The following is a 21653-nucleotide window of genomic DNA, read 5'->3' as shown; positions in this document are numbered from 1 at the left end:
CCGACCAGCAGCACCGATCAGGAATGATCGGTTCTATCCTCGATCTGTCGGTTCGCTACCGTTGGGCAGTTGTGGTTATCGCTCTCGGCGTCGCGATCTGGGGTGCATTCAACCTCGCGCGTCTGCCGATCGATGCGGTGCCCGACATCACCAATGTGCAAGTGCAGATCAACACCGAGGCTCCGGCACTCTCTCCCTCGCAAATCGAAACGCAGGTTACCTTCCCGGTCGAAACCGGCATGGCGGGTATCGAAGGGCTGGAGATGACCCGCTCGATCTCTCGCAACGGGTTCAGCCAGGTAACCGCGATTTTCGAGGAGGGCACCGACCTCTATTTCGCGCGGACGCAGGTGGAAGAAAGGCTTGCTACACTTGCCGCCTCGCTGCCTGAGGGTGCCGAACCTTCGATGGGGCCAATCTCCACCGGGCTCGGTGAAGTCCTGATGTACACCGTCGAGTTCGATGGGGCCTACGGCAACGATACGCCGAGCGGCGGACCGATGGGATGGCAACCCGATGGAAGCTTCGTCACCGATGACGGTGAGGTGCTGGATACCGAGGTGGCGAGAGCGGCATACCTGCGTACTGTTCAGGACTGGATTGTAGCTCCGCTCATGCGATCGGCCGATGGAGTTGCGGGCGTCGATACGATTGGTGGCTACGTAAAACAGTATCTTGTGCAGCCCGATCCAGATCGCCTCGCGGGCTACGACGTTTCAATCGAGCAGGTCATCACGGCGCTTGAAGCCGCGAACCAAGCCGAAGGTGCGAACTTCGTCGAGCGCGCAGGGGAGGCCTTGCTCGCCCGGGTCGATGCACGGCTGGGTACCGTTGAAGATATCAAACAGGCCGTTGTCGCGACACGCGAGGGCATTCCCATTCGCGTGGCCGATATTGCCACGGTTGAAGTGGGCGGTGATCTGCGAACAGGCGCAGGTTCGCTCAACGGTGAAGAGGCAGTCATCGGCACAGTGTTGATGCGCGCGGGCGAAAATAGCCGCACGGTCGCCGCCGGTGCCGCCGAGCGACTGGAAGAAGTGCGCGGGTCGCTGCCCTTAGGAGTGACGGTGGAAATCGTCTACAATCGCTCCACTCTGGTGGACGCGACGATCAGGACTGTGCGCAACAACCTGACCGAGGGTGCGCTGCTGGTCATCGTGATCCTGTTTCTGCTGCTCGGCAATATTCGTGCCGCGATCATAGCCGCACTGGTGATCCCGCTTTCTATGCTGATGGCAGCCATTGGCATGAACCGGCTGGGCGTATCGGGCAATCTGATGAGCCTTGGCGCGCTCGATTTCGGGCTGATCGTCGATGGCGCCGTCATCATCGTTGAGAACAGTATCGCCCGTCTTGCCGCCAGGCAGGAGCATGAGGGCCGTCTGCTAACCCTGTCGGAGCGGCTCGTCGAGACACGCCTTGCCGCACAGGAAATGATCAAACCGACGGTCTATGGGCAAGCGATCATCCTGCTTGTCTTCGCCCCCTTGCTCACCTTCAGCGGGGTCGAAGGCAAGACCTTTTCGCCCATGGCCATCACCGTGATGCTCGCGCTGGCATCGGCCTTCATCCTCTCGCTCACCTTTGTGCCGGCAATGATTGCACTTTTGCTGAATAAAAAGGTGAGCGAGACGGAAATGAAGCCGATCCGCTTGGCCAAAGAGCGCTATGGGCCCCTGCTACGCAAGGCGCTCGCTCGCCCGTGGCCGGTAATCGGGACGGGTGTAGGAGTATTTGCACTCGCGGCGCTGGTCTTCACCTTTCTGGGGAGTGAGTTCACGCCGCAGCTCGATGAGAGGGATTTGGCGGTTCAATCGCTGCGTATACCTTCAACCCCGCTCGAGCGTTCACTCGATATGCAAAAGCAGGTCGAAGGCCGTCTCAAGCAGTTTCCGCAGGTCGAACTGGTCTTCTCCCGGACCGGGACGGCCGAAGTCGCGACCGATCCGATGCCGCCGAATATCTCGGACGCCTATGTCATCCTCAAGCCGAGAAACGAGTGGCCAGACCCCTCGCTTTCCAAGGATGATCTCGTTAGCGAGATGGAAGAAGCGCTCGGCGACCTCGTCGGCAATCTCTACGAATTCAGCCAACCGATCGAACTGCGCTTCAACGAACTGATCGCCGGTGTGCGCGGTGATGTCGCCGTGAAACTTTATGGTGACGATCTCACCGCCATGACGTCTTCGGCCAACGAAGTTGCGGCGATCCTTAATGGTATAGAGGGCGCAGCCGACGTGAAGGTTCAGCAGGTCTCGGGTTTCCCAACGCTCGACATCGCGTTCGACCGAGCGACAATCGGCCGATACGGACTGACGGTAGAAGATGTGGCGCAGTCGGTGGCTGTGGCGCTTGGTGGCCGTGAAGCCGGACTGGTGTTCGAGGGTGACCGCCGGTTCGATATCGTGGTTCGGTTGTCCGATGCCGATCGCAACGATTTCGATCAGCTCGGAACCTTGCCGATCGCACTCCCGAATGGAGACAGCGTTCCATTGCGCGCGGTTGCAGACTTCGAGGTGGTTGACGGTCTCGCGGAAGTTCGGCGAGAGCAGGGCCGCAGATTGGTAATCGTTTCCGCCAATGTGCGCGAACGCGACCTCGGTTCCTTCGTCAACGAGGCCCAGGCGGAAGTGGCGGCAAACGTCGATCTGCCGTCGGCCTCGTTCATCGAATGGGGCGGGCAATACCAGAACCTGCAGCAGGCACAGCAACGCCTCTCCATCGTGGTTCCGCTCGCTTTCGCGGTGATCCTTTTGCTCCTCTATGCGGCAGTGGGGAGTTGGACGTCAGCCTTGGCGGTGTTCAGCGCGATCCCGCTGGCTTTGGCCGGCGGTGTATTTTTCCTCGCGCTTCGCGGCATGCCGTTCTCGATTTCCTCAGCCGTGGGCTTCATCGCTTTGTCCGGCGTGGCCACGCTCAATGGCCTCGTGATGATCACTGCCATCAAACAACGTTTGGAGCGGGGGCTGGAGCTGAGCGATGCGATCGTCGATGGTGCCCTGGCGCGTCTTCGCCCGGTCCTGATGACAGCGCTCGTCGCGTCGCTTGGTTTCGTCCCCATGGCACTGGCCACCGGGACTGGAGCCGAAGTGCAGCGACCGCTCGCTACCGTGGTGATCGGCGGCTTGATTACCGCAACCGCGCTGACGCTGTTCGTTCTACCCGCCATTGTCAGCCTGATCTTTAGGAAGACATTGCAGCAAGCAGCCGCTCCGGATGATGGCGAGACCATCGAAGCGCCGTCTCGTCCGCTGCAAGAAACGTGACGCAAGGCGAGAAGTTGGATTGAAGGTGAAAAAAGATGAGAAAATTCAAGATAGCAGTAGCGCTCGCCGGCCCTGGCATGATGGTCGGTCCGGCCCTGGCACAAGACGATGTCACGCCAGCGCCTCTCGCCGGAGTCTGGAGCCTAGGGGAAACGGCGTCGTGCGAATCCGGTCCGGCATGGGTATTCTTTGCAGATGGCTATTACGCAGAAGTGCAGCTTCCGGACGGAGCGCCTGCTGCCCTGCGTATCTGGCGGGATGAGGGCGATGCAATCGCCTATACCCACGCGCATATGCCATTCGCAGGGCACGAACGGCCGATGAGGGTTCGTCATCTCACCATCGAAGAGCGCAGTTCCGAGCGGTTGGTCACGCGCAATTATCGCGGTGTGGCGCGTATTTTCCATCGCTGCCCGGCCACGTCGCTCAAAGCGCCCAAAGGGCAGAGCGGGCATTGATTGAAAATTGCTCACCGCTACCGGCTTGCACGTGTGAGACTGAGGTTGGGGAGTACGATTTAGGAGGTTCGGAATGAGCGGCGAAGGCGAGCTGCATCTTGAAACCGCAGACAAGCGAAGAACGCTATGGGTCGTTCTCTGGCTCAATGTCGCGCTGGCCGTAGGCTTCTTTATTTTCGGCTATTTCGCCGACTCGAACGCCCTCATCGCCAATGGACTGGACAACTCCTCTGACGCCCTCGTCTACGTCCTGAGCCTCCTCGCGCTTACACGAACACGCACATGGAAAAGAAACGCCGCGCGCTTGTCAGGCATTCTTCTTCTCGTGCTCGCAGGAGGCGTGATCGCCGATGCTATCCGACGTTTTGTGGAGGGATCGGAACCGGGCGGCATCATGATGATGGCCATGGCCGCGGTTGCTGCGGTGGTGAACCTAGTTTGCCTTCGCCTGCTTCAGAAGCTGCAGCAAAAGGACCTCAACTTACGCGCTGCAACAACCTTCAGCTTTAACGACTTCGTCGCCAACGGTGGCATTATTCTGGCAGGGATCATTGTCATGCTGACAGGCTCGAACTGGCCCGATCTTGTTGTCGGTGTCGCCGTTGCGGGGATCGCTCTTTACGGCGGCATCGATATCCTGCGAGACGCGCATATGGATAAGCACGATGAAGAGGGGACGGAACATCACAGGGGTGATGCGTTCCGCGAGCCATGAGGCGCTAGCGAAGTCGGTGACCCGACAATCGAGATAAATTCCACTGCACGAAGTGCGCTTCGCGACTATCGCGGCCAGTACTTCAGTGTTCAGTGTGGTTCAGCGAGGTCACTCAAAGCACCATGGGACCAAGACAGGCATGCTCGGCGCTGGCTGAAATTGTTTAGCTCGCGGTCTGGCTTACGCGCGTGGGAAACATCGGTTCTTCTGCCGAGTTTTGACATGGTGGACGGTCCATCAAGGGGCAGGAGCCCTGCCGTAATGAAGGTGAGATGCCGGCCAATTTATACTAGGGAATCGGTTCGTCGCGGAGGATGAACTGGTTACCGCAACCACCGGTGGTTGGGGGTATCGCTGGGGGTATTTTCGGGACGGAGAAATAAAGGGTCTTTGTTTATCAGGGGCTTATGCACTCCTTCTCGTTCCCTCCTCCGCTACCATTCCCGAAATTTGGTGCCATCCTCGCAGAATAGTTTACGCGCGAAGTCGCAACTTTCGTCGAAGTCCTGCTGATAGCTTTACCGGGCAAGCGTGATCATTCGCCCTGCGGCCGGCATCGGCCATTTTCGGATTCAGTCATCGAAGCCGGTTGAAACACGGCAAGGTAGTCGGGGCAAAAAAAGCCTGCGGAGCCGCGCACGGTATCGCGCGCGGCTCCGCAGGTCATCGGGGCAGGGCAGTATCGAAACAGGGCAGGGAGGGGGAGGGGGCGCCAGGTTCCGATACGCCTCTGCTCCGACTAACGGATGGCGTCGGTAATGACCGCGGACAATGTCCGCTGCGACAGGGAAGAGCGCGGCAGGGCGTGCCTGCCGCGCTGCTGGTGCTTAGAAGCGGAACCCCACGCCGGCGACGATCTGGTGCCGGTCGGTGTCGACCTCGAACCGGTCGGTGGTGTCGCCGTCGCGGAAACGGAAATCCGCTTCGGTATAGTTGGAGTAACGATATTCGATCTTGGCGTAGCTGCGGCTTCCGATCGCATGTTCGACGCCGGCGCCGATCCGCCAGCCGTCGAGCTGGAATCGTTCCTTGCGGTCGATGTCGCCGTTCGAGGCAACGACGTTCAGCCTGGCGTTCGTATAGCCGCCTTTCGCGTAGATCAGCGTATCGGGGCCGGCGGCAAAGCCGACGCGGGCGCCGACATACAGGTCGCGGCCCGGCGCCACTTTGCCATAGCCGAAGAAATTGGGGTCGCTGCGATCGGTCTTGGTCTTGCCGGTCGAATCGCTCCACTCGCCTTCGATGCCCACGACCACCCCGCCGAGCGCCAGATCGTAACCGGCATCGACGCCATAGAGAAAGCCTTCGGTGCTCTGATCGTCGCCGGCGACGTCCGAATCCTCGGTGCTGCCGGGGCGGACGATGTCGAGCCCGCCGATTACGCCGACCCTGAGGCCGCTCGGCGCGTCCTGAGCCATCGCCGGGGCTGCAAAAGCTGCCGCCGACACGGCGAAAAGCAGGGACGTCATTACGCTACGCATATCATACTCCATCATGTGTATCTTGCGGCCGCTCGGGGCCGCGCATCGTCATTCGGTTGTGAAAAAGGGTCAGCGCCGGTCCGAAATGTGGCGGCGGCGGCCATGGTCATCGACCCAGTACCGGCGCCCGTCGCGGTCGCGATAGACTTTGCGCTGGCGGCCATCCTGCGTGATGACACCGATTGCGGCGCCGCCGACCGCGCCGATCGCCGCGCCTTCCGCCAAATCGCCGCCGGTTGCCGCGCTGACCACGGCGCCGCCGGCCGCTCCGATCAGCGCCCCGCGAACCGCGGCCCGCTGGTCGGCGTTGCTGGCGCAGCCCGTGACCGCAATCGCGAGTACAGGCGCCAGAATCCAGGTATTTCTCATATGTCCTCCACTAGACATGAACGTCCGAACGAGGCGCGCCGACCGCTGTCGGTTCGCCGTCCTTCACGCCTAGGACACCGTGCCCCGGAGGAATCCCCACCATAAATCCGGCGGGAGCGCATTTTTGTGCAAAACGGAGCCTCCGCGCGCCCGGCGGTTCAGAAGGCGAAGTCGATGCCGAGCCGCAGCGAGCGCGGGCGAAGCGGGGTTACCTGATCGCGGCGAACGACCGAGAACGGGTTGCCGAAGGCGAAGGTATTGCCGCGCGCGTCGGCCACATTGTCGAGATTGAGCGAAAGCGCGATCCGTCCGACGTCGATCCCGACGCCCATGTCGATGACGGCATAGCCGCCTTGCGGTATGTCGAGCACCGACCCGACGCCGAGGCGCGATTTCCCGACATAGCGTACGGCCGCCCTGGCGGTCAGTGTCCTGTCCGCAGAGAGTTCGCGGCGCCAGTCCGCCGCCAGCCGGCCCCCGACGCCGGCGACGTTCGGCAGCGGCTGGCCCTTGCCCGCGGGGCCGACCGCTTCGGATGGCGTCAGGCGGCTATCGTTGACGAATGCCGACGCAGTGAGAAGCAGCTCGTGGTCCGGCCGCCAGCGTAGTTCGGCGTCGAGGCCGACAATCCGCCCGTTTCCGACATTGGCGGTATAGGGAAACCCCGTCACGTCGATGAGGTCGGCCTGCATATTGTGCCATTTGTTCAGGAAGAAGGCGGCGCGGAGAGAAAGCTCGTCGCGGTCGGATCGGCCGAGCCTGACCCCCAGTTCGTACATATCCAGCGTGTCCGGACGGAATGGCTGGGCAACGAGCCCGAGGGCCGTCGGATAAGCGGTCAGGCCGCCGGCGCGAAACCCCTGATCGTGACGGACAAACGCCGAGAAGAGGCCGCCGGGCTGCCAGTCGAGCGCCACCGTCCGTGAGAAGCGCGCGCCGTCGCGAAAGCTTTCGGCGGTATTCGGCGGTTTGGGATCGCGGATGTAGCTTTCGGTCCTCGCGTAGGTCAGGCGCCCCCCGACCGTCACGGATAGCGACGGGCTCAGCGAACGCGTAACCCGGCCATAGAGCGCCGTGTCGAGGTTCCGGTCGACGACCTCGACCGCGATCCTCGGGAAGTCGGCGAGATCCAGAAACTGCGAAACGAGGCTGCGACTATAGATCGCACTCGCCCCGATCACCCACGGCGTTCGCCGACCGCCGCCCGAGACGCGGGTCTCGTGCGACAGGATGAAGATCTTGCTCGCTTCCCCGAACCGGGAGGTGATTTCGAACAGCGGGCTGGCATCGAATTCGCTCTCGAGATCGTGCCGCACGACGGCGGTGGTCGATACCAGCGCGGCGTCGCCGAGCTGTTTTTCGGCCCGCAAATAGGCAAGGCGATAATCGCTGCGGAAAGGCTGTGCGATCGTCGGCTCACCGGGGCCATGCAGGACATATTGGCCCGAGGCGGTCTCGATATGTTGCCGGACATGGCCAAGGTCGAGGGTCCAGCCGCCGACATCTTCGCCGCGCAGCGCGATGCGATAGCCATAGCTTTGCGTCGGGTTGATATTCTTTGCGCCCTGCGCCGGCGCATCGATATAGCCGGCGCGCTCGCCGATCGAGGCGGTCATTCGCGCGGCCCAGCGCCCGTCCGAAATCGGGATGTTGAGCATGGCGTTGACTTCGCCGCCGAGACCGCCGCCCTTGGTATATTCGGTAAGGGCCGATGCGCTGCCCGACAGCCGGTGAAGGTCGGGCGTATTCGGCACGAACCTGATGATGCCGCCGAGCGATCCCGCCCCGTACAACGGCGCCTGCGGGCCGACGAGCACCTCCACCCTCCGCATATCGTAAAGGTTCAGCGACGGGTCGGGTGCGTTGAAGGTGAGGCGGACGTCGCCCAGATATTGCCCGGTCGCCGATTGCGTCGGGCCGTTGAAGCTGCTGTCGGCGACCCCGCGAATGAAGATTTTTTCCCGGCCCCTGCCGAGATTGGTCGTCGAAAGCGATGGCAGGAGCCGCGTGATCGCCGCCGTTCCGTCGGTGCCGTTGCGGGTGCTCCAACTGCCGGCGATATCGATGATGTTTGCCGTTCCCGGATAGCTGTCGAGCGACGTTTGTGCCTTGCTGCCGGTGACGATGATCTCTTCCGGGGCTTCCGCTGCGGGTGGCGGGGCGACGGGCCGGACGGCGGGTTTCGGCCGCGACGGTTTCGGCGCTTTCGGTACCGTTACGGTGCGGCGGACGATGCGGACCGTGCGTCCGTCGAAGAAGCGTGCTTCGGCGCCGGTCCCGGCGAGGGCGCGGCGGAGCGCTTCGCGCAGGCCAAGGCGGCCGCGCACGCCCGGCGAGCGCCGCTTGGCGAGTTCGGGATCGGGAACCGTTACCGTCGTGCCCGATTGCGCACCGATCCGTCCCGCGACATCACCGAGGGGACCGGGCGGAACATCGAAGCTCTGGGCCCACACCGGGGCCGCGCTGCCAAGACCGATGGCCACGGCACCCGCGGCCGCAACCAGCTCAATCCGGCGCACTTGTTGGCGGCCTCATGACCCAGATACGCCCTTCACGCTGGAGACGGACGTCGAGCGCGGCGGCGAGGCGGTGCAATTCGGCTTCGCTGGCGCCCTCGATATGCAGGTTGCCCGAAAACGGCCGGTTGCCGAGTTCCGGATCGACGCCGATACCGACGCCGAGGCTACGCGACAGGTCGGCCGCGACGCGCGAGAGCGGGGCGCCCGCGTACAGATATCGCTTGTGTTGCCACGACCCCACGGCCTCGATGGGCGTATCGGACACCGTGATTTTTCCGTCGCTCGCGGCAATCAGCGACTGCCCGGCGTCGAGCGGGACGGTCTTGCCCGCGGCGCGATATTCGACCTTGCCTTCCGACACCGCCACGCGAATCTCGCCGCCGTCGCGCACCACTTCGAATATCGTGCCGACATCGACGATCCGGACATCGCCAACCGCGACGACGAACGGCCGGTTGTCATCGTGCCGGACACGAAACAGGACCTGCCCCTTGACCAGCTCCGCCGAGCGTGTGTTCTCCCGGTCCAGAACAAGCTTCGTGTCACCGTTGAGCGCGATATCGGTGCCCTGTTCGAGCGCGAGCTGGCGCCGCTCGCCGGCGCTGGTTGCGATTTCGTACGATTGCGAGGCCAGTTGCGGTATCAGGAGCAAGGCGGCCGCGACCGACGCCGCCAGCGCGCCGCCCGCCCAATAGAGGAACCGGCGCCGGGGCTGAGGCTCGTCGTGGAGGTCATTGGCGGGTTGCCGGCGATCGATATCGTCCAGCAGCGGACCGATCCGGTCGTCGAGCGCCTCGATCCGCTCATAGGCGTCCGCATGGCGCGGATCTGCTTCGAGCCAGGCGGCAAATGCTTCCCAGGCGTCGTCGCCGCCGTCGCGCAGCCGGACGTGCCATTCGATGGCCCGCTCGATGATAGGATCCTGTTCCGCGATGCTCATGACACGCCCCCTGTGTTCCTGAGATGCCGCGGCAGGTCATGATCCCCATCCAGCAACAGCTTCGTGGCGGCAATTTCCCCATAAGCGCGCGTCAGATGCTTTTCCACGGCGCTGACGCTGATCTCCAGCGCGTTGGCGATCTGTTTTTGCGGCAGGCCTTCGACCCGGAATTGCATGAATATCCACCGTGTCCGTTCGGGAAGTTTCGATAGCGCCGTCTGGAGAATGGCAAGCTCTTCGCGCTGGATCAGCCGGGCTTCGGCGGAGGCGGCGGGGTCGATGTCTCGTTCGCTGGCGCTGTTCGCGTCCACCCAGTCTTCCTCGCGGCGCGCGCGGCGCTGCTCGGTACGGCGATGCAGTTGAAACTGGTTCGACGCCATTTTGTACAGATAGGCGCGGACCTCCGCCACCGGGCCGATATTGGCCGTCGAAAGCCGCAGCGAGATTTCCTGCAGCATATCTTCGGCTTCGGCGGTCGAAGCCCCGCGCACGACCAGAAACCGGTGCAGCGCCGGCCTGATCTGCATGAACGTCTGTATCAACCCGCTGCTCGACATGTTCGAAAGAAATCTTCCCGGAAAAAATGCCGGCAATGATGAGAGTTGCTACTTGCCTGGGCGCCGCGCCGTCGGCTGGCGATTTCGGCCGCGGGCCCCATAACGGGGCGCCAGGGGATTGTAAAAGCCTTTCCGGACGGGCTGCGCGATCCGTCGGATGGCGCGCCGTCACGCGGCTTGCGACAGGGTGCCGCGTTGATCGAGGCAGCCAAGCGCTTCGAGCGTATGCCTGACAGCCGTGTCGAGCGGCGTGTGCGGCTCGTTACCGAGCAGGCGTTGAAGGCGCCGGTTGTCGAGCCGCATGGGGTGGCGCCAATAGGGCTCGACTTCGACCACTTCGCGCGGAAAACCGCCGAACGGGGCAAGGCACCGCATCAGCCACCAGGGAAAGGCCCGCACCGGAATATCCCGGCCGACGGCAGCTCGCACAGCCTCGATCATTTCCGTGCCGCTTGCATCGACATGACCCTCGAACTGGAGGCGCTCGAAAGCATCGAGCCGGTCGGGCATTTCGATCAAACGGGCGAAAGTCTCGGCGAGGTCGGGAAGATAAGCCCAGCTGTGGCCCGCGCCGATCGCCGGATTGACGATCCGCCGAACCGGTGCGCCGGGCGTGACCATTGCTTGCGCGAACCAGCTTTGCCGGATTCCGGGGCCGAAAAAATCTCCCGCCCGCAGGATCAGGCTGGGCACGTCGGGCGCGGCATCTTCGAGCAGCCTTTCCATTTTCGTGCGAATGGCGCCTTTGCGCGATCGCGCCGATTGCGGCGTCGTGCCGTCCACGACGGTCGTTGTTCCGGCCTCGAAATTATAGACTGTGCCCGGGAGTATGATGCGGGCGCCGCCTGCTGCCCGCGCGGCGGCAAGGCTGTTCCCGATCATCGGCAGCACCAGACGGTCCCAGTTGCGATAGCCCGGCGGATTGACGGCATGGACGATCACCGACGTCCCGGCCGCGGCCGCCACGACGTCGGCCTCGTTCATCGCGTCGCCGGCGATCCACAGGGGCGACGAACCATTTTGCCAGCCGGCTGCCGCCTTGGCCGGATCGCGCGCGAGCGCCTTGACGGTCCATCCCCGGCGCCGGAGCGCGGCGCCGATCGCGCCGCCGATGCCGCCTGTCGCGCCGAGTATCAATGCGGTGGTTGTGGTGTTCTCGTTGGTCATCTTCGATCTCCTGTAATCCGGAGCCAAGGATAGGGCTGGGGCAGGCGAAAGAAATTGGCAAAACTTTCGAAACTGCTAATCAAAAAATGATGAGCGGTACCATTCCCTGGGAAGATCAGCAGGCATTTCTCGCGGCGTTCGAAGAAGGCAGCTTGTCCGGTGCGGCGCGGCGGCTCGGGCTGGCGCAGCCAACCGTCCGATCGCGGATCGCGGCGCTTGAACAGCGACTGGGTACGGTGCTCTTCACCCGGTCGGCGAACGGCCTTGCGGCGACAGAGCATGCGCGCTCGCTGGCCGACAGTGCCCGCGCGATGGACAGGGCATCCGAATTGTTCGGGCGCGTCGCGTCTGCCCCGGCCGGCGAAATCGCCGGCACTGTCCGGTTGAGCGCGTCGGAGGTCGTAGGCATCGAAGTCCTGCCACCGATATTGGCGAAGCTGCAGGCGGCGCATCCGGGGATCATGATCGAGCTTTCGTTGAGCAACGCGACGGCCGATCTGATCGAACAGGAGGTCGATATTGCCATCCGCATGCATCCGCCGCGCGAGGGTGCGCTTGTCGCCAAGAAGATCGGGGTGATCGAACTCGGCCTTTTCGCTCATGAAGATTATCTGGCGCGCAAGGGAATGCCGGACACTCCCGCCGATCTCGCCGCCCACGATATCATCGGGTCCGACCGCGAGCCCGCGGATCTGAAGTTCACCGCGGCGCTATTGCCCGGCATCGCCCGCAACCGTTTCAAGATGCGGACAGACAGTCATCCGGCCCAGATCGCGCTCGCAAGGGCGGGAATGGGCATCGCAGTGATGCAGCGGAGAATAGGGCTTGCCGATCGCCGATTAAAAGCTGTGCTTCCTGACCTGCTTCTGCCGGGGCTCGACACCTGGATCGTCGCGCATGAAGATTTGCGGCGCCTGCCTCGCGTCAGCATCCTGTTCGATCATCTTGTGCGCGAGTTGGCGCGCTATTCGCGGCCGGTGCGATCGGGTCAGTTCGACGGCAAGCCCGCCTCGTAAATGATCCAGTCCGCGAACACGTCGAGCGGGGTGTAGTTTTCATGCGTGTCGGGTCGGACGAGATAATAGCTCTCGGGACCCTGCCATGGCGCGTCGAACACTTTGACGAGTTCGCCGCGCGCGAGTTCGGAAGCGACGAGAAATTCGGGCAGCAACGCAACGCCGAGGCCAGCGCGCGCCGCTTCGATGCCCAGCGCAAACTGGTCGACCAACATCCCGTGGACTTCGCCGGGATCGACCTGCATCGCTGCGAACCAGCGTTCCCAGGCGTCCGGGCGCGAGACGAGATGGAGCAGCGGCGCATCGATGAGGTCGGCGGGCGCCGTGCAGCCAAGCTGAGCGGCGAGGGCGGGGCTGCAAAGCGGCACCACATTTTCGTTCATCAGGAAATCGAGGCGCGACCCCGGCCATTCGGGCAGGCCGAAATGGATCGCTGCATCGACCGGATCGAAACGAAAATCGAAGGGTGCGAGGCGCGTCGTCACATTGACCGACAGGTCCGGATGGGCGGCGAGGAAGCGCGGGAGGCGCGGCATCAGCCAGCGGGCGCCGAACAGCGGCAGCGCCGCGATATGCAGCGTCCCGCCACCCGGATTGGCCCGGAAGCCCAGCGTCGCGCCCGAAATCCGATTGAGCGCGTCGCGTATCTCGCGCGCGTAGGCGCTTCCCGCGAGCGTCAGGAAGACCTTCTGCTTCTCGCGGTGAAAGAGCGGCGCGCCCAATATATCCTCGAGTGCGCGGATCTGCCGGCTCACCGCGCTCTGGGTCAGCGACAGTTCGCGCGCCGCCTGGGTGAAACTCTGGGTACGCGCTGCTGCCTCGAACGCACAGAGCAGGGCGGTCGGCGGAAGGAAGCGGCGCGGCGTCATGTTCATTCCATTCGAGAACCAGTTGTGTCCGAATAGTCGTTTGACGGGGCAGTTTCAAAGCCGATAATTCCCATATCGCATGATACGCCTCTTTTCTTTGGCGGCAGGGGCAGGGGAGCGAGGGCCATGGTCGCCCCGGCAACGCTATGAACAACGACCCGCTGAGCCACGGCCTGTGGGAGGCAACGGTGCCGTCTCTGTCGCCGGGCACGCCCCTTGCAAAAGAGATAGTCGCCGACGCCGTGATCGTCGGCGGCGGCTTCACCGGTTGTTCGGCCGCCTTTCATCTCGCTGCGGCGGGCCTGGCGCCGGTCGTCCTCGAGGCCGAAGACATCGGTTTCGGCGGCGCCGGCCGCAATGTCGGCCTCGTCAACGCCGGCATGTGGGTGATGCCGGACGACCTCGTCGCATCGCTCGCGGCGCCTTATGGCGAACGGCTGGTGAGTCAGCTCGGCGAGGCACCCCGGCTCGTCTTCGACCTCATCGAACGCCTCGGCATCGACTGCGAGGCCGTTCATCGCGGCACGCTCCACTGCGCGGTCGGACGAAAAGGCCATGGCGACATTGCCGAGCGCGCGCGGCAATGGCGGGCAAGGGGCGCCGACGTCCGGCTGCTCGATGCACGCGAGGCTGCGCATTTCACCGGAAGCCAAGCCTATGCCGGCGCCCTCCTCGATCGCCGCGCCGGGACAATCCAGCCGCTTGCCTATGTCCGCGGGCTCGCGGACCATGCGGCGCGGGGCGGCGCGCGCATCCATACGCGGTCGCCGGTCATCGCCTACGAGGATCTGGGCTCGGCGTGGCGGATCTCGACGCCGGCGGGGCAGGTCGTCGCGCCGTGGGTGATCATGGCCACCGACGCCTATTCGCGCGGCGCCTGCGCCGACATCCGGCGCGAGCAGGTGATGTTGCCCTATTTCCAGCTTGCGACGCGATCGCTGTCGCCCGAACTGGCCGCAACGATCTTGCCCGGACGGCAAGGGGCGTGGGATACGAGGTCGATCCTGTCCTCCTTCCGGCTCGACGCGCAGGGCCGGCTCGTGTTCGGGAGCGTCGGCGCGCTGCGCGGGCTCGGCAAGGCGATCCACGCCGATTGGGGACAACGCGAGATCGCTCGCCTGTTCCCGCAACTTGGCAAGGTCGAGCTGGAGTATCGCTGGTACGGCCGGATCGGCATGACCGGCGACGCCGTGCCCCGCCTCCACCTGCACGGGCGCAACATGGTGTCGGTCAGCGGCTATAACGGCCGGGGCATCGCGCCCGGCACGACCTTTGGCCGCGACCTCGCCCGGCTCGCGCTCGGCGAAATCGGGCTCGAGGATTTTTCGCTGCCGCTGAGCGATTTGCGCGCTGCGCCCTTTGGCGGATGCCGTTCGGCCTTCTATGAAGCGGGTGCGCAGCTCGCCCATTTTACCGGTTCCCGTTTTCACCAGCCTGTTCATCGAGGATCATGACATGACCAATGCCGCTGCCGCCGAAACCCGCGACCTGATCGCCGCGCTGGGGGCCGATCCCGCCTTGCTGGAGGGGGGAACGCGCATCGTCCGTTCGCCGATCACCGGCGATGTGATCGCCGAAGTGGCGGAGACGACGCCCGCGGAGGCGGCGGAGCGGATCGCTGCCGCCGAGGCGGCGTTCCGGGTCTGGCGCGCCGTCCCCGCACCGCGCCGCGGCGAATTCGTCCGCCAGCTCGGCGAGGAATTGCGCGGCGCGAAGGAGGCGCTCGGCCGCCTCGTCTCGCTCGAAGTCGGCAAGGCGCTGTCCGAGGGGCTTGGCGAGGTGCAGGAAATGATCGACATCTGCGACTTCGCGGTCGGGCTTTCGCGCCAGCTTTACGGCCCGTGCATGCCGTCCGAGCGCGGCGATCACCGGCTGACCGAGCAATGGCACCCGATCGGCCCGGTCGGGGTCATATCGGCATTCAACTTCCCGGTCGCGGTGTGGAGCTGGAACGCGGCGCTGGCCTTTGTCTGCGGCGACAGCGTCGTCTGGAAGCCGTCGGAGAAGGCGCCGCTGACCGCGCTCGCGGTCCACGCGATCGCCCAGCGCGTGATCGGGAATTTCGGCCCCGACGCCCCCGCCGGGCTGGCGGGCCTGATCATCGGCGGCCGCGACCTCGGCGAACTGCTCGTCGACGACAAGCGGCTTCCGGTCATCTCGGCGACCGGCTCGACGCGGATGGGCCGCACGGTCGGTGAGCGCGTGGCGCGCCGGTTCGGCAGGTCGATCCTCGAACTCGGCGGCAACAACGCATCGATCGTCACCCCGTCGGCCGACCTCGACCTGACGCTGCGCGCCGTCGCTTTCGGGGCAATGGGAACGGCGGGCCAGCGCTGCACGACGATGCGCCGCCTGTTCGTCCATGCCGATGTTTACGACCGGCTGGTTCAGCGACTGATCGAGGTTTACCGCACGATCTCGATCGGCGACCCGCGCGATCCCGACACGCTGGTCGGGCCGCTGATCGACGGCGAGGCGTTTGCGGCGATGGAGCGCGCGCTGGCTGCGGCCCGCGCGGCGGGCGGGCGGGTGCACGGCGGCGGCCGCGTCGACGTCAATGGCGAGGCGTCCTTCTATGCGCGCCCGGCGCTCGTCGAGATGAGCGAGCAAGCCGACTGCGTCCGCGAGGAAACCTTCGCCCCGATCCTCTATGTCCTCAAATACCGTACGCTCGACGAAGCGATCGCGTGGCAGAACGATGTGCCGCAGGGGCTTTCCTCGTCGATCTTTGCGACCGACATCCGCGAAGTGGAACAATTCCTGTCGGCGGCGGGGTCGGATTGCGGCATCGCCAATGTGAATATGGGGACGTCGGGGGCCGAAATCGGCGGTGCTTTCGGCGGCGAAAAGGAAACCGGCGGCGGGCGCGAAAGCGGGTCCGACAGCTGGAAGGCCTATATGCGGCGGCAGACCAATGCGATCAACTATGGCCGCATATTGCCGCTGGCGCAGGGCGTGAAGTTCGACATCGAATAGGCGCCGATATCCCGCGCGGGCTCACACCGCGCGGGGCTTGCGCGCCTTTCGGGCGCTGGCGCGCGCCGCCGCTATCGCCTCCTCGCCGCACAGGATGTCGAGATAAAGCTGGGCATTCTTCCGTCGCTCCGGAATGCTCTGCTGCACGCCGATCGCATAATAGCCGATCTGGTGATAATAAAAGACGCGCGCGCGGATCGCCGCATGCTCGCTGTCATAGTCGATCGCTTCGAAGAACTTCTGCAGCGTGTCGAGCCGTTCGCGGTCGGCGCGTTCGACCGCCCATTCGGCGCGCTTGTCCGAACGCGCCCATTCGCGGACGGCCAGGTCGAAATGATAGTCATAGCCGTCGGCGTCGATCAGGCGCCGGATCACCCGGTCGAACCACGCGATCGCATCGGCGGGTCTGGCCGGTGGCGGGGCATCGGGCAGGAAGCGGCAGCTTTCCTCCCAGTGATGGATGAGCTGGTCGAAGAAATCGTCGCGGTCCTTGAAATTATGGTAGAAACCGCCGCGGGTCACGCCAAGCCGGTTGGCCAGCCGGTCGATTTTCAGGCCCGAAATGCCCTCGTCGACCAACGTCCGCTGGGCGGCCTCGATCCAGTCCTGAACCGTATTTTTCGGTGCCCGTCCAACCATGCCCGTTCAATATTCCCGTCCGTGAAGCGCGCCCGGCGTGCCGCCCGATGCGATCATGGCGTCATATCGCAGAACTGCAAGGATGGCATGCAATAGTGCATGATTAGGTCTGATGCTCCCTAGCAAGAAGACGGTCGCCCGGTGCCGGGCGACCGTCAGACGCGATCAGAATTTCGTCGACAGGCCAAGCGACACCGTGCGCGGCCGGATCACGCTGGCGCCGTCGATCGTGACGTTGGTGAAGCCGAGCTTGTCGAAGAGATTGTCGACGCGCAGCTGCGCCGTGAAGCGCTCGTCGAACGTGACGCTGGCGCGCAGGTCGACGGTGGTGATGTCGGGCAGCTTCTGCTGCCGCGACGGATCGAGCGCCGGGTAGGTGGCGGGCATATCCGACTGGAAGCGCAGCGTCGCGCCGACATTGCCGGTCATCGTGTCGCCGAGCGGCAGTGCGTGATCGACGATCAGCGAGGTCGTCCAGCTCGGCGTCAGCGGCAATTTGTCGCCCGCGCGCGCGCCGGTAGCCGACGAGGCGAGCGGGTCGATCGCCTTGATCTTGCCGTCGGTGTGCCCGGCGCTGACGCTGACCGTCAGCAGGTCCGACGGGCGCGCCGTGAGCTGCATCTCGAAGCCGTCGACGGTGGCGTTCGCGGCGTTGCCCTGCAGGATGATGCCGTTAACGAGCGAGTTGAGCTGGATGTCCTTCCAGTCGATGTGGAAGGCCGAAACATCGAAGGCGAGCGCGCCGTCGAGCACCGAGCCCTTGATGCCGGCTTCGTAATTCCACACCGTATCGGGCCGGACGAAGGTCTGCGCCCCCGGCGGCGGGGTGGGGTTGGTCTGCGGACCGCCGGGGCGATAGCCGCTGGCGGCGCGCAGATAGGCGCTGACATTCGGTGCGGGGCGCCAGCGCAGCGTCGCAAGGTAGCTCAGCGAATTGTCGCTGAAGTTGAACGTCCGCGGCGTCCGCGGCAGATAATAGGTGATGCCGCCCGGCCCGCCGGTGCCGGCCACCTGCTTGTTATGGGCGTAGCGCAGACCGCCGGTAATATCCAACGTATCGCTCAGGTAGAAGGTGAGGTTGCCGAAACCGGCGATTTCCTTGTAGCGCGACGTGGTTGTGGCCTTGAGCAGCAGGTCCAATGGCGCGGGCTGCTCGACGCCCTGTGCGTCATGGACATAGATGTTGGTGAAATATTCGTTGTCCTCGTCGGTGTAAAAGCCCCCGACCATGAATTCGACCGGCCCCAGCCTGTCCGACGCGAAGCGGACTTCCCCCGTCCATTTCTTCATATTGGGTGAAGCAAGGAAGCGCGCTTTGGAATCGGCGGGAAGCAGCGTATCGATCGGGATGCCGAACACGGTATCCGCAATCGGGCCCAGAACGGCTCTCGCCACCGGTATATAGGTCGCCGTCGCATCGGTTTCGGTACGCGACTTGTAACGTGCATAACTGCCCGATGCGGTGAAAGTCCCGATGCCGACGCGATATTCGGCATTGGCGTTGACGATGCGATATTTGATTTCCGATCCCAGGTCGGCGAAGCTGGTATAGGCATATTTGCCGAAGGCGGGATCGAAGGTTCCGGGGATGAGCTTCTGGGTTGCGTAGCCCATATTCTCGATATTCTGGTAGATGCCGCTGAGATCGATCGTGAAGTCGCTGGTCGGCGCGTAGCGCAGAGCGAGACGGCCGCCGTAGAGGTTCGACCGGTTCACATCTTCCGACCCTGTCACGACATTGTCGGTGAAACCGCCGGCGCGGCGATAGTAACCGGTGGCGGTCACCGCGAGCTGATCCTTGACGACCGGGACATTGACCGAGCCGCGGACCATGAAGCCCATTTCGCCGTGTGCGACGGTCGAAATCTCGCCGCCTGCCGAGCCCGAGAATGTCGATGTGTCGGGTTTCTTCGTGATGATGCGAACCAGGCCCCCAAGGTTGCTCGCGCCATAGAGCGTGCCCTGCGGCCCCTTCAGCACCTCGATGCGCTCGACCTCGGCAAGCTCGGGCGACGGCGTCAGCAACGCGCCCGCCGACAGGAAGCCGCTCGCGGTAAAGGGAACCTCGTCGATATAGACCGCAGTGGTGTTCGACACCTGTTGCGGGCCCGAGTTGAGGCCGCGAAGGATGATCGACCCCAGTCCGGGGGCGCCGTTGTCACGCTGGCTGAGGCCGGGGACGAGCGTCGCATAATCGCGGAAATCGCGGATGCCGAGCGTCTCTATCTTCTCCGAAGATACCGCGGTGATCGCCGCGGGAACGTCCTGGAGTTTTTCGGCGCGCTTGCTCGCAGTGACGATGATTTCATTGCCGTCGTTATAATCCGACGGTGGAGCAGTTTCCTGCGCGCCGACCAGTTGTGGCAACGCTAGAGCAAGCGCCGCGCATGATGTGTGGATGACCCATTTCCGTTGCATCGAGAACCTCCCTTTGGATTGTACGTTCCTCTGCGACTTGAGTCGCTATATTATGCAGAACTGTCATTTATTGCTGGGTGAAAATCAAGCCCAGTTTTCGCAGGCCGCTTTGAAGGGGACCCGAATGTCCACCGAAGTTTCCAAAAACTATTTATATTTTATAACAAGTTAACCGCGACCCTCCGCGCGATTGGACGAGGCATAATAAAATTCATTAATGCACGAAAAGTTCTCGAGGCGTTTTTGGCGGGATCTTAGGGTTCGCTCGCTCAGCCCGCGGCGATCCGTTGGGTCTGTTCTTCGACATTTCGCTGGAGCAGCGGCAGCGGCAATGCTCCGGGCCGCAGCACCGCGTCGTGGAAATCGCGGATGTCGAAACGGTTGCCGAGTGCGGCGCGCATTTTCTCGCGCGCTTCGTAGATGACGGTGTCGCCCAGCTTGTAGGCGAGCGCCTGCCCCGGAATGTCGCACGAATAGCGAACCGATTCCGAACGGATTTCCTGCTCGGGCATGAAGGCGTTCGCGCGCATATAGTCGCGCGCCTGCTCGAGCGACCAGCCGAGCGCGTTCATCCCGGTATCGACGACGAGGCGGCAGGTCAGGAAGGCGTCCATCATCAGCCGGCCGAAGCGTTCCTCCGGTTCGGGATACATGCCCATTTCGCCCGCCAGCGTCGCGGCATATTCGGCCCAGCCTTCGTTGAAGGCATTGACGAACGCCTTGCGGCGCAGCGGGTGGAGCGTCTCGTTCTCGTCCTGTGTCGCAAGGTGGAAATGGTGGCCGGGGACCAGCTCGTGATAATTGAGCGCGCCGACGTTGTTGAGCGGCCCCTGCGACAGGTTCGGCGCGTTGAAGATATAGCGGCCCTTGTCGTCGGTCGGCGTCGGCGGCGTGTAATAGCCGAAGGTCATCGAACCGGTCAGCGCGTCGGGCAACGGCGCGACGCCGTGGCCGGCCCTGGGCTTGAAATTGAAGGTCGCGTCGATGTGCGGCGCGATGCGGTCGATATAGCGCTGGAACACCGCGCCGATCGCTTCGGCGCCGGAAGCGCGCCACGCCGGGTTGTTCCTGACCGCATCGAGATAGTCGATCGGGCTCCCCGTGAAGCCTGCTTCGTCGAGCAGCGCCTGCATCTGCGATCCGATATCGGCCATCCGCGCGAGGCCGGTCGCGTGAACCTGTTCGGGCGTCAGGTCGAGCGTCGTGTGCAGACGCACCAGCTCGGCATAGACCTCGCTGCCACCCGGATATTGGGAAATGCCGACGCTTTCGGGAGCGTTTTCGGCATAGGCGGGGTTTTTCAGGAAGGCCAGGAAGGCGTTGAAGGCCGGGATCACATCGTCGGCAATCGCCGAGCTTATCTGCGCGAGCACGGGCGCGGCGTCGACCGCGGCGAGCCGCGATGCGTCGGGGGTCAGCATCGCCGTGATGCCGTCGCGGAAGCCTTCGATAAGCGGGATCGACTGTTCGAGCTGCAGGCGTGGCATGAAGATGCCCCGCTCGGCCTGGCCTGCGGTGCGTTCGTGCATCTGCTGCACCAGCCGGCCGTAATCGCGGATCAGTCCGACATAGCGATCGCCGTCGCCGCGCGACGCAAAGCTGTACCCGCCGATCCGCGGGCCGAAGACGTTGAGGAGGAAGCCGCCGCAATAGGCGGTGGGGGCGAACATCGCATAAAAGCCGCCACCGAGCGGGTCGAAGACGAGCCAGTACCAATCCGCTTCGCGCGACCACCGTTCGGCAATCTGCCGCGCCATCTCGAGCGTATAGGGCAGGTCGTGGGGCAGGGCGGCGCTGTCGATGGCGTCTATGCGGTCGAGCAGCGCGCGGCCGCGCGCGGCGCGCTCGGTCGCTGCCGCAAATCCGATATCGGGAAATCGTATCGGCGCGTCCTTGTCGCCGCCGAGAAAGCCGTTGCCGTTCAGGGCCGACCAGACATCGTCGATCACGCGCAATGCCGAACCGAAATTTTCGAGGGGGCTCAAGGTCATCGATATTCCTTCCCGGTGTGCGCGGAACTCGCTGCGATAAGGCGCAGCAATTTAAATACGTTTCTGCATGTTTAATTGTCAACGGCCGCCGCGCCGAATTGTGCGCCTTGGGCCGGGCATTGTCGCGGGTTTGATCCCCCATCCCCAGTTAATATACTGAAATAGAGATATAATTTCTGGAGAAATAAAAAATGCATTTATGCATTGAATCAATTTGGCCTTCGCGATAGTCCTTTGGCGATGGCCACTGCGTGCCAACGGCGGCGCAGCGG

General features: G+C 63.8%; 16 protein-coding genes. 6 read left to right on the top strand and 10 right to left on the bottom strand.

Going from position 1 to position 21653, the window contains the following annotated elements; genetic code table 11:
• The first annotated feature begins 23 nt into the window (after positions 1 to 23).
• The 3 genes from AN936_RS12720 (at position 24) to AN936_RS12715 (ending at position 4439) form a co-directional block, all read left to right on the top strand.
• Positions 24 to 3266, top strand: coding sequence for an efflux RND transporter permease subunit (locus tag AN936_RS12720; RefSeq protein ID WP_054588487.1), 3243 nt, complete (start codon positions 24 to 26; stop codon positions 3264 to 3266).
• A gap of 35 nt (positions 3267 to 3301) precedes the next feature.
• On the top strand, positions 3302 to 3724 hold the full coding sequence (locus tag AN936_RS25490; protein WP_234715555.1) for a hypothetical protein: 423 nt from the start codon (positions 3302 to 3304) through the stop codon (positions 3722 to 3724).
• Positions 3725 to 3797: 73 nt separating this feature from the next.
• Positions 3798 to 4439 carry a cation diffusion facilitator family transporter gene (locus AN936_RS12715; RefSeq protein WP_054588486.1) on the top strand — a complete coding sequence of 214 codons (642 nt, stop codon included), beginning with the start codon at positions 3798 to 3800 and terminating at the stop codon, positions 4437 to 4439.
• 827 nt (positions 4440 to 5266) lie between these two features.
• On the opposite strand, the gene AN936_RS12710 is transcribed toward AN936_RS12715, so the two are convergent.
• The 6 genes from AN936_RS12710 to AN936_RS12685 form a co-directional block, all read right to left on the bottom strand.
• Positions 5267 to 5920: an outer membrane protein gene (locus AN936_RS12710; protein ID WP_054590277.1), complete on the bottom strand. Its 654-nt coding sequence runs from the start codon at positions 5918 to 5920 to the stop codon at positions 5267 to 5269.
• Between the two features lie 69 nt (positions 5921 to 5989).
• Positions 5990 to 6289, bottom strand: coding sequence for a hypothetical protein (locus AN936_RS12705; RefSeq protein WP_054588485.1), 300 nt, complete (start codon positions 6287 to 6289; stop codon positions 5990 to 5992).
• 158 nt (positions 6290 to 6447) lie between these two features.
• On the bottom strand, positions 6448 to 8772 hold the full coding sequence (locus AN936_RS12700) for a TonB-dependent receptor domain-containing protein (protein WP_158500085.1): 2325 nt from the start codon (positions 8770 to 8772) through the stop codon (positions 6448 to 6450).
• A 22-nt stretch (positions 8773 to 8794) separates the two neighbouring features.
• On the bottom strand, positions 8795 to 9748 hold the full coding sequence (locus tag AN936_RS12695; protein WP_054588483.1) for a FecR family protein: 954 nt from the start codon (positions 9746 to 9748) through the stop codon (positions 8795 to 8797).
• Positions 9745 to 10305, bottom strand: a complete 561-nt coding sequence (locus AN936_RS12690; RefSeq protein ID WP_054588482.1) for an RNA polymerase sigma factor — start codon at positions 10303 to 10305, stop codon at positions 9745 to 9747. The genes AN936_RS12695 and AN936_RS12690 overlap by 4 nt, the downstream gene beginning before the upstream one ends.
• Before the next feature lie 168 nt (positions 10306 to 10473).
• Positions 10474 to 11472, bottom strand: a complete 999-nt coding sequence (locus tag AN936_RS12685; RefSeq protein WP_054588481.1) for an NAD(P)H-binding protein — start codon at positions 11470 to 11472, stop codon at positions 10474 to 10476.
• Between AN936_RS12685 and AN936_RS12680 the strand changes: the two genes are divergently transcribed.
• Positions 11442 to 12488 (top strand): LysR family transcriptional regulator, encoded by a 1047-nt coding sequence (locus AN936_RS12680; RefSeq protein WP_234715554.1) that lies wholly within the window; start codon positions 11442 to 11444, stop codon positions 12486 to 12488. The two genes, AN936_RS12685 and AN936_RS12680, sit on opposite strands and share 31 nt — an antisense overlap.
• Here the strand turns inward: AN936_RS12680 and AN936_RS12675 are convergent.
• The gene (locus AN936_RS12675) at positions 12461 to 13357 is read right to left on the bottom strand and encodes a LysR substrate-binding domain-containing protein (protein WP_054590275.1); all 897 of its coding nucleotides are present in this window, start codon (positions 13355 to 13357) and stop codon (positions 12461 to 12463) included. The two genes, AN936_RS12680 and AN936_RS12675, sit on opposite strands and share 28 nt — an antisense overlap.
• Positions 13358 to 13503: 146 nt before the next feature.
• Between AN936_RS12675 and AN936_RS12670 the strand changes: the two genes are divergently transcribed.
• Both AN936_RS12670 and AN936_RS12665 read left to right on the top strand, forming a co-directional pair.
• Entirely contained in the window at positions 13504 to 14811 is a 1308-nt protein-coding gene (locus AN936_RS12670) for an NAD(P)/FAD-dependent oxidoreductase (protein WP_054588480.1), read from the top strand.
• 1 nt (position 14812) lies between these two features.
• Positions 14813 to 16333 (top strand): aldehyde dehydrogenase family protein, encoded by a 1521-nt coding sequence (locus tag AN936_RS12665; protein ID WP_054588479.1) that lies wholly within the window; start codon positions 14813 to 14815, stop codon positions 16331 to 16333.
• Positions 16334 to 16354: 21 nt separating this feature from the next.
• Here the strand turns inward: AN936_RS12665 and AN936_RS12660 are convergent, their stop codons facing one another.
• From AN936_RS12660 to AN936_RS12650, 3 genes are all read right to left on the bottom strand, one after another.
• On the bottom strand, positions 16355 to 16972 hold the full coding sequence (locus AN936_RS12660; RefSeq protein WP_054588478.1) for a TetR/AcrR family transcriptional regulator: 618 nt from the start codon (positions 16970 to 16972) through the stop codon (positions 16355 to 16357).
• Positions 16973 to 17137: 165 nt separating this feature from the next.
• A complete protein-coding gene (locus tag AN936_RS25760) occupies positions 17138 to 19390 on the bottom strand; it encodes a TonB-dependent receptor (RefSeq protein ID WP_084758319.1) in 2253 nt (750 codons plus the stop codon).
• Positions 19391 to 19659: 269 nt separating this feature from the next.
• The gene (locus AN936_RS12650) at positions 19660 to 21381 is read right to left on the bottom strand and encodes a DUF885 domain-containing protein (protein ID WP_054588476.1); all 1722 of its coding nucleotides are present in this window, start codon (positions 21379 to 21381) and stop codon (positions 19660 to 19662) included.
• Between the last annotated feature and the right edge of the window lie 272 nt (positions 21382 to 21653).

The sequence above is a fragment of the Sphingopyxis macrogoltabida genome, assembly GCF_001307295.1.
Lineage (GTDB): Bacteria > Pseudomonadota > Alphaproteobacteria > Sphingomonadales > Sphingomonadaceae > Sphingopyxis > Sphingopyxis macrogoltabida_B.
The sequence above is the reverse complement of the archived record's forward strand: the minus strand, read 5'-3'. Positions and strand labels throughout refer to the sequence as shown.